The sequence below is a fragment of the Pseudomonas sp. GW821-FHT09D08 genome, from assembly GCF_059416305.1.
Genome location: NZ_JBWKOX010000007.1, coordinates 289,254 through 302,730 on the forward strand (window position 1 = coordinate 289,254; position 13,477 = coordinate 302,730).

General features: G+C 60.0%; 14 protein-coding genes. 10 read left to right on the forward strand and 4 right to left on the reverse strand.

Annotated elements, in window-relative coordinates; translation table 11 throughout:
- Window positions 1-56: 56 nt before the first annotated feature.
- The 6 genes from AC07OP_RS15650 to AC07OP_RS15675 all read left to right on the forward strand — a co-directional run bounded on the left by AC07OP_RS15650 (window position 57) and on the right by AC07OP_RS15675 (window position 6,425).
- Complete coding sequence (locus AC07OP_RS15650) at window positions 57-1,343, forward strand: mechanosensitive ion channel family protein (protein ID WP_092355293.1); 1,287 nt, start codon at window positions 57-59, stop codon at window positions 1,341-1,343.
- 273 nt (window positions 1,344-1,616) lie between these two features.
- Window positions 1,617-2,996, forward strand: a complete 1,380-nt coding sequence (locus tag AC07OP_RS15655; protein ID WP_495100668.1) for an iron-containing redox enzyme family protein — start codon at window positions 1,617-1,619, stop codon at window positions 2,994-2,996.
- Between the two features lie 12 nt (window positions 2,997-3,008).
- Window positions 3,009-3,323 carry a Rieske 2Fe-2S domain-containing protein gene (locus AC07OP_RS15660; RefSeq protein WP_281113285.1) on the forward strand — a complete coding sequence of 105 codons (315 nt, stop codon included), beginning with the start codon at window positions 3,009-3,011 and terminating at the stop codon, window positions 3,321-3,323.
- Window positions 3,324-3,331: 8 nt separating this feature from the next.
- Entirely contained in the window at window positions 3,332-4,513 is a 1,182-nt protein-coding gene (locus AC07OP_RS15665; protein ID WP_495100667.1) for an MFS transporter, read from the forward strand.
- A gap of 12 nt (window positions 4,514-4,525) precedes the next feature.
- Window positions 4,526-5,743 (forward strand): ATP-grasp domain-containing protein, encoded by a 1,218-nt coding sequence (locus AC07OP_RS15670; RefSeq protein WP_495109912.1) that lies wholly within the window; start codon window positions 4,526-4,528, stop codon window positions 5,741-5,743.
- 4 nt (window positions 5,744-5,747) lie between these two features.
- Entirely contained in the window at window positions 5,748-6,425 is a 678-nt protein-coding gene (locus AC07OP_RS15675; protein ID WP_027603764.1) for a phenylalanine--tRNA ligase beta subunit-related protein, read from the forward strand.
- Window positions 6,426-6,453: 28 nt separating this feature from the next.
- Here the strand turns inward: AC07OP_RS15675 and AC07OP_RS15680 are convergent, their stop codons facing one another.
- The 4 genes from AC07OP_RS15680 to AC07OP_RS15695 all read right to left on the reverse strand — a co-directional run bounded on the left by AC07OP_RS15680 (window position 6,454) and on the right by AC07OP_RS15695 (window position 9,094).
- The gene (locus AC07OP_RS15680; RefSeq protein ID WP_027603763.1) at window positions 6,454-6,870 is read right to left on the reverse strand and encodes an Lrp/AsnC family transcriptional regulator; all 417 of its coding nucleotides are present in this window, start codon (window positions 6,868-6,870) and stop codon (window positions 6,454-6,456) included.
- A gap of 68 nt (window positions 6,871-6,938) precedes the next feature.
- A complete protein-coding gene (locus AC07OP_RS15685) occupies window positions 6,939-7,814 on the reverse strand; it encodes a carboxylate/amino acid/amine transporter (protein ID WP_141155740.1) in 876 nt (291 codons plus the stop codon).
- A 211-nt stretch (window positions 7,815-8,025) separates the two neighbouring features.
- Window positions 8,026-8,628: an FMN-dependent NADH-azoreductase gene (locus tag AC07OP_RS15690; protein WP_495100665.1), complete on the reverse strand. Its 603-nt coding sequence runs from the start codon at window positions 8,626-8,628 to the stop codon at window positions 8,026-8,028.
- 151 nt (window positions 8,629-8,779) lie between these two features.
- On the reverse strand, window positions 8,780-9,094 hold the full coding sequence (locus AC07OP_RS15695; protein ID WP_027603760.1) for a hypothetical protein: 315 nt from the start codon (window positions 9,092-9,094) through the stop codon (window positions 8,780-8,782).
- A gap of 49 nt (window positions 9,095-9,143) precedes the next feature.
- Here AC07OP_RS15695 and AC07OP_RS15700 point away from each other — a divergent pair, with 49 nt between their 5' ends.
- The 4 genes from AC07OP_RS15700 (at window position 9,144) to AC07OP_RS15715 (ending at window position 13,367) form a co-directional block, all read left to right on the forward strand.
- On the forward strand, window positions 9,144-10,067 hold the full coding sequence (locus AC07OP_RS15700; RefSeq protein ID WP_248483523.1) for a PA3225 family LysR-type transcriptional regulator: 924 nt from the start codon (window positions 9,144-9,146) through the stop codon (window positions 10,065-10,067).
- Between the two features lie 14 nt (window positions 10,068-10,081).
- Window positions 10,082-10,885: an alpha/beta fold hydrolase gene (locus AC07OP_RS15705; RefSeq protein ID WP_495100664.1), complete on the forward strand. Its 804-nt coding sequence runs from the start codon at window positions 10,082-10,084 to the stop codon at window positions 10,883-10,885.
- Window positions 10,886-10,888: 3 nt separating this feature from the next.
- Window positions 10,889-11,452 carry a peptidylprolyl isomerase gene (locus tag AC07OP_RS15710; RefSeq protein ID WP_027603757.1) on the forward strand — a complete coding sequence of 188 codons (564 nt, stop codon included), beginning with the start codon at window positions 10,889-10,891 and terminating at the stop codon, window positions 11,450-11,452.
- 82 nt (window positions 11,453-11,534) lie between these two features.
- Window positions 11,535-13,367, forward strand: a complete 1,833-nt coding sequence (locus AC07OP_RS15715; protein ID WP_092355301.1) for an ABC transporter ATP-binding protein — start codon at window positions 11,535-11,537, stop codon at window positions 13,365-13,367.
- The last annotated feature ends 110 nt before the right edge of the window (window positions 13,368-13,477 follow it).

Here is a 13,477-nt window from a genome sequence, read left to right on the forward strand (position 1 = left end):
TGCACTTAAATGCTCTAATCGCGCCGTCTTGTCTTACAGAAGAATCGTTTTCATCCATGGATATCAAACAGCTCTGGCTCAACGTCCAAGACCTCTGGGGCACCCTCGACGAACACCCGCTGCTGCATGCCAGCCTCGGTTTCCTGGTGTTGCTGGTGGTGGCCCTGCTGCTCGGACGGGTGGCGCGTTACCTCATCCTCCACGCCGTCAAATTGCTCGGCCGGCAACCGGCGCTGCACTGGCTCAACGACCTGCGGCACAACAAAGTCTTCCACCGCCTGGCGCAGATGACGCCGTCGCTGGTGATCCAGTTCGGCCTGTACCTGGTGCCGGACCTGAGCAAGACCGCCATCCTGTTTATCGGCAACGTGGCCCTGGCCCTGACCATCCTGTTCCTGATGCTGGCCATGAGCGCCCTGCTCAACGCCCTGCTGGACATCTATGCGCGCACCGAACACGCGCGTACCCGCTCGATCAAGGGCTACGTGCAGTTGGCGAAGATGGTGCTGTACGTGTTTGGCGCGATCATCATCGTCGCGACCCTGATTGACCGTTCGCCACTCTTGCTGCTGTCGGGCCTGGGTGCGATGTCGGCGGTGATCCTGTTGGTCTACAAGGACACGCTGTTGTCGTTCGTCGCCAGCGTGCAATTGACCAGCAACGATATGCTGCGCGTCGGCGACTGGATCGAAATGCCCCAGGTCGGCGCCGACGGCGATGTGGTGGACATCACCCTGCACACGGTCAAGGTGCAGAACTTCGACAAGACCATCGTCTCCATCCCGACCTGGCGCCTGATGTCCGAATCGTTCAAGAACTGGCGCGGCATGCAGGCCTCGGGTGGGCGACGCATCAAGCGCAGCCTGTTTATCGATGCCAGCGGCGTGCGTTTTTTGCGCGACGATGAAGAAGTGCGCATGACCCAGGTGCACCTGCTCACCGACTACATCGGGCGCAAGCAGGCCGAACTCAAGGCCTGGAACGAAGCCCAGGGCCACAGCGCGCAACTGTCGGCCAACCGCCGGCGCATGACCAACCTCGGCACCTTCCGCGCGTATGCCCTGGCCTACCTCAAAAGCCATCCGGACATCCAGCCGAACATGACCTGCATGGTGCGCCAGATGCAAACCACCGCCGAGGGCGTGCCGCTGGAGATCTACTGCTTTACCCGCACCACCGCGTGGGCCGATTACGAGCGGATCCAGGGGGATATTTTCGACTACCTGCTGGCCGTGTTGCCGGAGTTCGGATTGAACCTGTACCAGCAACCCAGTGGCACCGACTTGCGCACCGGGATACTGGCCCTGGCAGGCACTGCCCGAACCTTGGAAACCCCGGAGTAGTGACAACGATATCGACGAGGGGCTGGGAAGCGCCTCGTCGCTATCTATATAGGACGATGGGCGCAACCGTATTCATCTAAACACGACCGATAAAAGCCAGCATCTATGTATAGCCGCTGCTGCCGATTATTCAACGGGCCCACCCCATAAAGAAAATTTCTCCTACGCCTTTAGTGAATTTCACTACTTGCGCACACTATTTCTAATCTGTTTTAAAAAAAATCCACGCCTTAGCATCTGGCCATCAAACAACGCCAGCAAAAGGCCTCCCTCATGTTATGGACAACTCAGCTTTCCGATAATGCAGCAGACTTTGTATTAAGTTCGAATGCCGAAGCATTGACCCACTATTGTGGTGCTGGCGCCTTTGCTCAACCCCACGATTTTTATACCCAAAACCCCTACCAGCGCCCTTCGCGGCCGCAGGACGTCACCGATTCAATCATCACCACCTGCCTGACCAGCGACCAGCTTTCAAACAGCCAGCATCTATTGGCACAGCGGTTGTTATTGAATATCTACGAACAAGACCTGGTCTTCTTGCCCAAGCCGCCATTGGAACTGGACTTCAAGGCGTTCAAGCGTTTCTATGATCCCCAGCACGCGGCCAGTGGCAAAAAGATCCGCCCGTTGCTGGAACACTACTTGTACAACTGGCTCAAGGAAGAAGTACATATCAATGGCCCTTGGTGCCTGGACTCTTTTATCGCCCACACTGATAAAGTCTTGGATGACGTCGCCCAGTCCGAGTCCAAACTCCATGAAGTGCTGACCACCAGCCGCCACCCCGAGCGAGCCGCCAGGTTTTTCATGACGCAATGTGCGGGAGACTTCCTCAGTGAAGCATCGGCCATGGCCCGCAACGTACTGGGTAACAGCGGCGTGTACACCAGCGAATTGTTCAAGATCCTGATCGACGAGTATGGCTACGGCGTCGACAAAAAGAAGCACAGCACCATTTTTGAAGACATGCTCCAGGACATGGGCATGTCCCATCACGTGCACCACTACTGGCAGTTCTATACGCCGGCGTCGCTGTCGCTCACCAACTACTTCCACTATGTATCGGCCAACCATGGCGAGCTGTTCCGCTATATCGGCGCCATGTACTACACCGAAGCCACGTTGGCGCTGACCACCAAGCACCAGTCACGCGCGATCAAGACCATCTTCAACGGCAGCGTCTCCACGGACTATTTCGATGAGCATGCCCACATCGATGTGCACCACGGAAGAATGGCCCTCCAGCGCCTGATCATTCCCATGATCAAGCAGTTCGGCACCCAGATCATCCCCGACCTTATTCGCGGCTTTGAAGAGTTCAGGCTGCTTCAGGACATCGCCGACGAAGAGTTGTATGCCCATATCAACTGGCATGACGCGTTCGATGAGCATCGCGCACAGGCAGCGGCGCTCCAGGGCCACAACCCCGTGGACCTGAGGATTACCGAGACCGAACACGAGCTGTCGGTGCTGCATACCCACCCGAATGACGAACTGTTCTGGGTCGAATCAGGCGAGCTGGAGTTCGTCGCCAGCCCCGAACTGACGGTGCACCTCAAGGCCGGCGAAGGCGTGGTGATTCCCAAGGGAATGCTGCACGGCACCCGCATCACCAGCCCGTCCTGCACGTACACCGTCACCGCCATCTGAGTGGGCAACCCAATGAAAGCCATCAGCCTGAATATCACCCACGCCAACTATGTGGCCGTGGAGGAAAGAACCTATTTTCTCAAGCGTCACGCCTATTCGACGCAATTGCTGCCCACCTCGTGCCCCCATCGCGGCGGCCCGCTGCACATGGGCGAAGTGACAGGTGACGGCCAAAGCGTGATCTGCCCCTGGCACGACAACGCCTACAAGGTCTGCAACCTGGAAAAGAAAGCACTGCCCACCGTGCGCGTCAGGAACCAGATCAGCACCGTCGTCGGCGACACCGAGCGCTGTGTGCCGCTGCTTAAAATCTCCCGTTACGACTGATGAAGCCCATGAATACTAAATCGACATTGACCGCGTTCTATTCAATCGTGACCCTGTTCACCGGCCTCGACATGGCGATCGTCATCGCGATGGTCTGGTTCGGCCTGGAGACCACCGGTTCGACATTCCTGGTCGGCGCCACCTTGTGCGTGGCCACCGTGGTGCCCTATTTGTGCGAACAGTACATCGGCAAGTTCTTTACCATTGAACTCAGCCTGAAACGCCTGCTGTACATTCGCCTGGCGGCCTTCGCCGCAGTACTGGGGCTGTCGTTTACCCAGGCCGCCTTGCTGCCCATCGGCTTCCTGGCCATCGCGTTCGTGGTGGGCGTCACCGACTACTTCACCATCAGCACCCTGGAATCGAAAAATACCAAGCTGGTGCTGGCCGGCCTCACCGACAGCGATACCTGCGCGCGGTTGATGCAAACCTCCATCCAGATCGGTGCCTTCGGCGGTGCGCTGCTGGGCGGGTTGATCGTGGATGTGTTCTCGGTCAACCAGACGCTGCAGATCATCAGCCTGGCGGCGATCCTCTCGCTCGCGGCGATCCTCCTGGTGGCCGACACCCCCAACGAACACACCGCCGAACAGGCCACAGGGCCCTCCACTGCGCGGCCGCTGGACCTGCCGCGCAACCTCTACATCCTCATCATCGTGTTGAGCATGATCGGTTTCCATATCGGCGCGTTCAACAGCCTGGTGCCCATCGTTTTTCAAAAGCTCAATGAGTGGAATGCCACCCTGTTCGGCGTCGCCAGTGGCCTGGCCGGCCTGGGCGCCTTCAGCGCCGCGGTGTTGCCGCGCATCAAGCTCAACAGCTACGGGGCCATCTCGCTGGTGATACTGGCGGACGTGGCAATCGTCTACTTCCAGAACCTCTACGTGATGATGGCTGCAGCCTTCCTGCTGGGTTTTTGCATCAACAGCCTGCGGATCCAGTTGCGTAAAACCCTGATCGAGTCGGCGCCCAACGCCCGGGTAGCCGATGTGATCGCGGCCAAGAGCTCACTCTACTACCTGCTGGTCAGTGGCTCGGCACCGATGATCCTGACGTTCTTCACCACCTCGGGATTTCTCGGACTCGAAGGCGCCCGCCTGTTGATGATCGTCTCCGCCGGCCTGTTGGCCACCGCCGTACTGGCGTGGAACCTGACCCCGGCCGCCGCGCCCACCGCCACCACGGAATAAGGAATGCACGACGTGAAAACCGTACTCATCGTTGACCCGTTCTCCACGGGCAAACTCTACGCGCCCTTGCTCAACGCACAGGGCATACGGTGCATCGCCGTGATCTCCACGCGCGCCTTGCCTGAACACTTCACCAACGACCTGATCACCGAGAACTTCCATGAGGTGTACGCCTGGGAAGAGAGCCTGTTGATCACCCTGGAAGCCTTGTCACCGAGCGCCGTGATCGCCGGTTGCGAAACCGCGATCTACCTCACGGACTACCTGACGGAGCTGCTCGACATCCCGGGCAACAGCCGTATCACCAGCGACCTGCGACGTAACAAGTTCTCCATGCAGCAGGCGCTGAAAAAATACCAGTTGGCCCACATCGATTCGCACCTGCTGAGCTCACCGAGGCGCATCGGTGAAGTGCTGGCCAAACTCGACGACTCCGCCACCTATGTGGTCAAGCCGCTGAACTCGGCCGCCACCGAAGGCGTGGTGTTTGCCCAGGGCAAGGGCGAAGTGGAGACCGCCTTGAAAAACGCGGCCTGGCAGCAGAAAAACGACCTGGGCGAAGTCAACCTCGGTTTTATCGTGCAATCGTTCATAGCGGGGCCGGAGTACGTGGTGGATATGGTCGCCTTTGACGGCACCTACGTCGTTGCCAGCGTCTGCAAGTACACCAAGATCCAGAAGAACGGCAGCATGTTTGTCTACGAAAGCCTCGACACCCTCGACCCTCGGGCTGAAGAACTGCAACCGCTGACCGACTACGCGCGCCAGGCGGCAGCGGCCCTGGGCGTACGGGTCGGGCCGATTCACATGGAAATCATCTGGTCTGAGGCCGGGCCGGTGATGATCGAGGCCGGCGGTCGCTTGCACGGCGGCATCGCGCCTCTGCTGTTCCAGCAGGTGTATCACCCCGACTTGCTGTCACTGTCGATCGACAGCTACCTCGGCCACCCACGCCCCCAGGCCGATGCGGTCAGCCAGATCAGCCATGGCCGGATCGGTTTCTTCTGCTCCGATGAACGCCATGCCTTCGCTCCGCCCTCCCCCCAGGCCATACAAAGCGCCCAGGCGGACGAGGCCTATTGCGGGCACCGTTATTTCATCGGCGCCGGCGATACCACGCCGGTCACGATCGACTTCGCCACCTGTCCGGGTCTGTTCTGGCTGCAAAGCCCTTCGGCGCAGCAACTGGACGCCAGTACCGCCAACCTGCGAAAAAAACTGTGGGGCTAAGGTTATGAAGAGTCGCTTGATCATCAGAAAGTCAGCCTGTGAGCTGGGCATCAATAATGCGTGCGCCGCCGTTATCGAAGACATCACCGTGTCGGATGACCAGAGCTTCGTCGGGGTACTGCAAAGTAACCTGAACCACGTGGCCTCGCGCCTTAACGAGCTGGACTCGAACGTCGTGTACGAAGGGTTTGCCAAACAGCTCAAGAAACTCGGCTACGAAAATACCGTGAGTGCCAACGAAAAGCTGCTGCGCCGCTTCATCGCCAAAGGCGTGTACCCCATCAACAACATCGTCGACGCCTATAACGCGGTCGCGATCCGACATGGGGTCAGTATCGGCGTGCACACCTATCATCAGAAGGATGACATCTACGTGATGCGGTCGGAAAAGCCGAGGGTGCTACGCCCCCTGTTCGCCAAGAAGGCCATCACCATTCCCGTCGGCGATATCGTCTATACCTGCGGTGATGTGCCGTTGGCGAGCATCGGCAAGGTGGATGCCGATGCCCATGACTTTCGGCTGACGAAAGACTCGTCGAGGTTGTTGGTGGTGATCCTGGGGCACGACGACACATCGTTCCAATTCAACCAGGCGGTCATCGAAGAACTCGTGGACACCCTGCGCCAGAAAATGCCGAACCTGAGCCATCATTTTCTTGAAACCGTGCGCGACCACGCCTGAAGCCAGCACATGAAGGAGTGGCCGGCGCCTAGCGCCAGGCCTTCAGCACCGGGTTGACCACCACTTCCTTCACATGCTCGATCTTCAGCAGGCTGTCCTTGAAGACCATCAGCTCTTCAAAGCTCCTGTACCGAACGTCGAGCATCATGTCCACGTCGCCAAACAGGGAATAGGCATGCACCACCTGGCTGAACTGCTGGATCTTCGGAAACACCAGATGGCAGTTGCTGCCATTGAGCGTCAGCATCAAGAACGCCGCTTGCAGGGTCTCATCGCCCTCGGCGACGTTGATGGTGAAGCCCAGGATGATGCCTTTTTCAATCAGCTTTTGAACGCGCGACTCCACTGCGGTTCGAGACTTGTGAACTTGCCGTGCCAATTGCGCCAGGCTGACTCGGGAGTCATCCTTCAAGGCTGCAATGATCAGTTCATCAATCTTGTCCACTCTGCCGCCCCCACACCGTTCTTTTCGATAGCAGACTTTCATTGCCGCTCACGCTTGCCCTCGACCGATCACGTCGCAGACTGTACGCCAGGCGCGGGCTTTACGCCCAATCGACTGATCCACACCGCCCCCAGGATCACCAGGCCACCCAAGGCCAGGCGACCCAGCGGCTCGTGCTGGTTCCAGATCAGCAGGTTCAGCAACAACCCCACTGGCACATGCAGGTTGTTCATCACCGCCAGCGTGCCGCCATGCACCAGGCAGGCGCCCTTGTTCCACCAATACATTCCCAGGGCAGTGCTGACCAGCCCGAGGAACACCAGCACGCCCCACTGCAGCGGCGCTTCGGGCAGGAAGTTGGCCTTGCCGAACAGCAGGAACGCCGGCAGCACCACCAGCAACGCGCCGAGGTAGAAATAACCGAAGCGCCGGTAGTGCGGCAGGTCACTCGGGTAGCGTGCCACCAGGTGCTTGTACATCACTTGCCCGGCGGCGTAGGTGAAATTAGCCAGCTGCAGCAGCAGGAAGCCCATCAGGAAGTGCGGGGTGATCTGGTCGAAGCGAATCACCGCCGCCCCCGCCACCGCCACCAAGGCAGCAACCAGTGCCCACGGGTTGAAGCGCCGGTTGAGCGCATCTTCGATCAGGGTCACGTGCAACGGCGTGAGGATGGTGAACAGCAGCACCTCCGGCACCGTGAGCACACGAAAGCTCAGGTACAGGCACACATAGGTCACGCCAAACTGCAGCGCGCCGATCACCAGCAGGCCGCGCATAAAGGCAGGTTCCACCGAACGCCAGCGAGTCAGCGGGATAAAGACCAGCCCGGCCAGCACTACACGCACCAGCACCGCGAAGTAGCTGTCGACGTGACCGGCGAGGTATTCGCCGATCAAGCTGAAGGAAAATGCCTGAATCAGGGTGACAACCAGTAGATAGCCCATGTGCGCCTCGCATCGAATGGGCGGGACATTAAAGGTTTTCGACGATTGAAGGAACTCGGGGCAAAAAAAACCCGACCTCGCTAAAGCGGCAGTCGGGCAGGAGCACTCAGGAGCAACAAGTGCAAAGGGAGGTTCGTACGCGTACTTGAAGGGTTTGCGTGGAGCGATATAAACACCGCGCGATTATCTGACGATTAAAGGATCAACCACCTCATGCCACGAGCTGTACCAGCTGGGCCTTGGCGTGGTTGATGCCCTTTTCCTGGAAGTCCCCGCTCAGGTTCACCCCTTCGGCGTGAATGAAAGTGACATCGTGGATGCCGATAAAGGCCATGACTTGGCGCAGGTACGGTTCCTGGTGATCGGAACTGGCGCCGGTGTGGATGCCACCCCGGGCGGTCAACACAATGGCACGCTTGCCGGTCAACAAACCTTGCGGCCCGGTGGGGGTGTACTTGAAGGTCACACCCGCCCGCAACACGTGATCCAGCCAGGCCTTGAGGGTGCTGGGGATGGCGAAGTTGTACATCGGTGCGGCCATCACCAGCACGTCGGCGGCCAGCAGTTCGTCGGTCAATGCGTTGGAGCGGTCGAGGGAAGCCTGTTCGTTACCGTTGCGCTGATCCGCCGGTTTCATCCAGCCGCCGAGCAGGTTGGCGTCCAGGTGCGGAACCGGGTTGAGCGCTACGTCACGTACCGTGATCCGGTCCATCGGGTGGGCGGCCTGCCATTGGCTGATGAACTGCTGGGTCAGTTGACGGGAGATCGAATCCTGCTGGCGGGCGCTGCTTTCGATGATCAGGACATTGGACATGGCTTCGTAGGCTCCATCTGTAATTGCTGTAAGTCGATGGAGTGGAGATTAGACAGAGCCAATTCGATAAAAAAGCGCAAAAAACTGCTATAACCAATCTATAAATTTGTTTATAAGCGGAGTGTCACGAGGGGCATGCTCCGCTGCTGTGTTATTTCGGCGCGCAGGCCAACGCGATACGCATCTTGATAATGGCGCGGTTGAACTTGACCGTGGTGTTGGTGCTTTTCCCCGCCGGCACCGTAACCGTGCGACGACGCGGCGACTCCGGGCCGTTGGTGAACGTTACCGAACACACGGCGTCCTGGGTGCCGTAGTTATTCAGCTGGATCGAGCTGATATCGCCGTCCACGTCGGAGGCGGTGTAATCGATGCTCACGCCGTCGATCTTTTTCGTCACGTCGATGGGGTAGGCAAACGCGCTCATCGGCAGCAGCGTCAGCAACACACAACAGAATTTTCTCATTCGGCAGTCTCCAATAGGGACCGCCAGCTTAGGACAAGAGGAACACATCTTGAAAGCGCCCCGCGTTACCCTCGATCAATGGCGCACGCTGCAAGCCGTCGTCGACCACGGCGGCTTCGCCCAGGCAGCGGAAGCGCTGCACCGTTCGCAGTCTTCGGTGAGCTACACCGTGGCCCGTATGCAAGACCAACTCGGCGTGCCGCTGCTGCGCATCGACGGGCGCAAGGCGGTACTCACCGACGCCGGTGAAGTGCTGCTGCGCCGCTCCCGGCAACTGGTGAAAAACGCCAGCCAGCTGGAAGACCTCGCCCACCATATGGAACAGGGCTGGGAAGCCGAAGTGCGGCTGGTCGTCGATGCGGCCTACCCCAATGCGCGCCTGGTACGCGCACTTACCGCGTTCATGCCGCAGAGCCGTGGTTGCCGGGTGCGTTTGCGTGAAGAGGTGCTGTCCGGCGTCGAAGAGCTATTGATCGAAGGCGTGGCCGACCTGGCGATTTGCGGCTTCAGCATCCCCGGCTACCTGGGCACCGAAATGAGCGACGTGGAGTTCGTCGCCGTGGCCCACCCCGAGCACGCCTTGCACCGCATGAACCGCGAGTTGAGCTTCCAGGACCTGGAAAGCCAGATGCAGGTGGTGATCCGCGACTCCGGTCGCCAGCAACCCCGGGATGTGGGCTGGCTCGGCGCCGAACAACGCTGGACCGTCGGCAGCCTGGCCACCGCCGCCGCGTTTGTCGGCAGCGGCCTGGGTTTTGCCTGGCTGCCACGGCACATGATCGAGCGTGAACTCGCCGAAGGCGTGCTCAAGCAGCTACCCTTGGAACAGGGCGGCAGCCGCCACCCCACGTTCTACCTGTATTCAAACAAGGACAAACCCTTGGGGCCGGCAACGCAGATCCTCGTGGAGCTGCTGCGCACCTTTGACACAGCCCCTCTGGACGCGCCTTTCGCCGCCCCCCGGCAAGCCTGAAACGGAGTTCATGCATGGCCTGGTTCGACCATGAAGGCTGCAGCCTGCACTATGAGGAATACGGCCACGGCACGCCGCTGATCCTGATCCACGGCCTGGGCTCCAGCAGCCAGGATTGGGAACTGCAGGTGCCGGTGCTGGCCCGCCACTACCGCCTGATCGTGGTGGATGTGCGCGGCCATGGGCGCTCCGACAAGCCTCGGGAGCGCTACAGCATCGAAGGGTTCACCTACGACCTGATCGCCCTGATCGAGCACCTGGACCTGCCGCCCGCCCATGTGGTGGGTTTGTCCATGGGCGGCATGATCGCGTTCCAGCTGGCGGTGGACGAACCCGGCCGGGTCAAGAGCCTGTGCATCGTCAACAGCGCGCCGCAGGTCAAGGTACGCAGTGCCCGGGAGTACGGGTGGTGGGTCAAGCGCTGGACGCTCGCCCGTGTGCTCAGCCTCGCCACCATCGGCAAGGCACTGGGCGAGCGCCTCTTCCCCAAGCCGGGTCAGGCCGACCTTCGCCGCAAGATGGCCGAACGCTGGGCAAAAAACGACAAACGTGCTTATCTCGCCAGCTTCGATGCGATTGTGGGCTGGGGCGTACAGGAACGACTTTCGAGGATTACCTGTCCAACCCTGGTCATCAGCGCCGACCACGACTACACCCCCGTGGCCCAGAAAGAAAACTATGTAAAACTGCTGCCCGATGCGCGACTGGTGGTGATCGAGGATTCCCGCCATGCCACGCCCTTGGACCAACCCGAAGTCTTTAATACCACCCTGCTCGATTTTCTAGAGACAGTCGAAACCACTACCCAGGATCACTGACCCATGCTGAAAAAAATCGCCTTTTTTGCCGGTTCCGTTCTGTTCGCTGCCAACCTGATGGCCGCCGAGCCTTCCAAGGCGCCACACGTATTGATCTCCACCACCAACGGCGACATTGAAATCGAACTGGACCCGGTCAAGGCGCCGATCAGTACCAAGAATTTCCTCGCCTATGTCGACAAAGGCTTCTACACCAACACGATCTTCCACCGCGTGATCCCGGGCTTCATGGTCCAGGGTGGCGGGTTCACCCAGCAGATGTCGCAAAAGCCGACCGAAGCGCCGATCAAGAACGAAGCCAGCAATGGCCTGCATAACGTGCGTGGCACCCTGTCGATGGCCCGCACCTCGAACCCGGACTCGGCCACCAGCCAGTTCTTCATCAACGTGGCTGACAACGCCTTCCTCGACCCGGGTCGCGATGCCGGTTATGCCGTGTTCGCCAAGGTGGTCAAGGGCATGGATGTGGTCGACATCATCGTCAACTCCCAGACCACCACCAAGCAAGGCATGCAGAACGTGCCTATCGATCCTGTCCTGATCAAGTCGGCCAAGCGCATCGACTGAGGTCTGCAGGTAGCTCCGCGCGCAGCCCACAAGGCTGCGCGCGCATTTGAAAGGAGAGCCCGCCAGGCGGGCGTCAACCCTAATGCTCTATCGTCGTTTTGAACAACTGATCGATATTTTTCGCGACGCCCCCAGCGCCGCCCCTCCCGACAAAGTCCTGCCCTTCTACCTCTACTACCTGCGCCAGGTGTGGCCGCACTTCGCCGCCTTGCTGGTGGTGGGCCTGATCGGTGCGCTGATTGAAGTCGCGCTGTTCAGCTACCTGAGCCGTATCATCGACCTGGCCCAGGGCACGCCACCCGCCAACTTCTTCCAGCTCCACAGCACCGAGCTGATCTGGATGGCCGTGGTCGCCCTGCTGCTGCGCCCGATCTTCGGCGCCTTGCACGACCTGCTGGTGCACCAGACCATCAGCCCCGGCATGACCAGCCTGATCCGCTGGCAGAACCACAGCTACGTGCTCAAGCAGAGCCTCAACTTCTTCCAGAATGACTTCGCCGGGCGTATCGCCCAGCGCATCATGCAAACCGGCAACTCCCTACGCGACTCCGCCGTGGCGGCAGTGGATGCTATCTGGCACGTGGCGATCTACGCCATCAGCTCCCTGGTGCTGTTTGCCGAGGCCGACTGGCGCCTGATGATCCCACTCGTGACCTGGATCGTTTGCTACAGCCTGGCGCTGCGCTACTTCGTGCCGCGCGTGAAAGAACGCTCGGTGATCTCGTCGGAGGCACGCTCCAAACTGATGGGCCGCATCGTCGACGGCTACACCAACATCACCACCTTGAAGCTGTTCGCACACACCCAATACGAGCAGCAGTACGCCAAGGAAGCGATCATCGAGCAGACCGAAAAAACCCAACTGGCCAGCCGTGTGGTGACCAGCATGGACATCGCAATCACCAGCATGAACGGCCTGCTGATCGTCACCACCACCGGCCTTGCCCTGTGGTTGTGGACCCAGTCGCTGATTTCCGTGGGCGCCATCGCCCTGGCCACTGGCCTGGTGATTCGCATCGTCAACATGTCCGGCTGGATCATGTGGGTGGTCAACGGCATCTTCGAAAATATCGGCATGGTGCAGGACGGCCTGAAAACCATCGCCCAGCCGCTGGCCGTGATTGATCGCGACAACGCCCCGCGCTTGAGCGTGCCCCGTGGCGAAGTCCGCTTCGAGCACGTGGATTTCCACTACGGCAAGCAGAGCGGGATCATTGGCGGCCTGAACCTTGAGATCAAGGCCGGGGAAAAAATCGGCCTGATCGGCCCGTCCGGCGCGGGCAAGTCGACCCTGGTCAACCTGCTGCTGCGCCTCTACGACCTGCAAGGCGGGCGCATCCTGATCGACGGCCAGGACATCGCCGAAGTGGCCCAGGAAACCCTGCGCGAACAGATCGGCATGATCACCCAGGACACCTCGCTGCTGCACCGTTCGATCCGCGACAACCTGCTGTACGGCAAGCCGGACGCCACCGACGAAGAACTCTGGGCCGCCGTGCACAAGGCGCGTGCCGATGAGTTCATCCCGCTGCTGTCGGACTCGGAAGGGCGTACCGGGCTCGATGCCCACGTGGGCGAACGCGGGGTGAAACTCTCCGGTGGGCAGCGTCAACGTATCGCCATTGCCCGTGTACTGCTCAAGGATGCGCCGATCCTGATCATGGACGAAGCCACCTCGGCGCTGGATTCGGAAGTGGAAGCGGCGATCCAGGAAAGCCTGGAGACCCTGATGCAAGGCAAGACGGTGATTGCGATTGCGCACCGGTTGTCGACCATCGCGCGGATGGACCGCCTGGTGGTGCTGGAGAAAGGCCAGATTGCCGAGACGGGCAGCCATGCCGAACTGCTGGCCCATGGCGGGTTGTATGCGCGGTTGTGGCAGCACCAGACCGGGGGGTTTGTCGGCATCGACTGAAGCAAACACCGTTTAAAATAATGTGAGGGGGGCAAGCGTACATCGCCTCCTGTAGGAGCGAGCTTGCTCGCGAAAAACGTCAACGATAACGCGTGCTTCCTGAATGAACG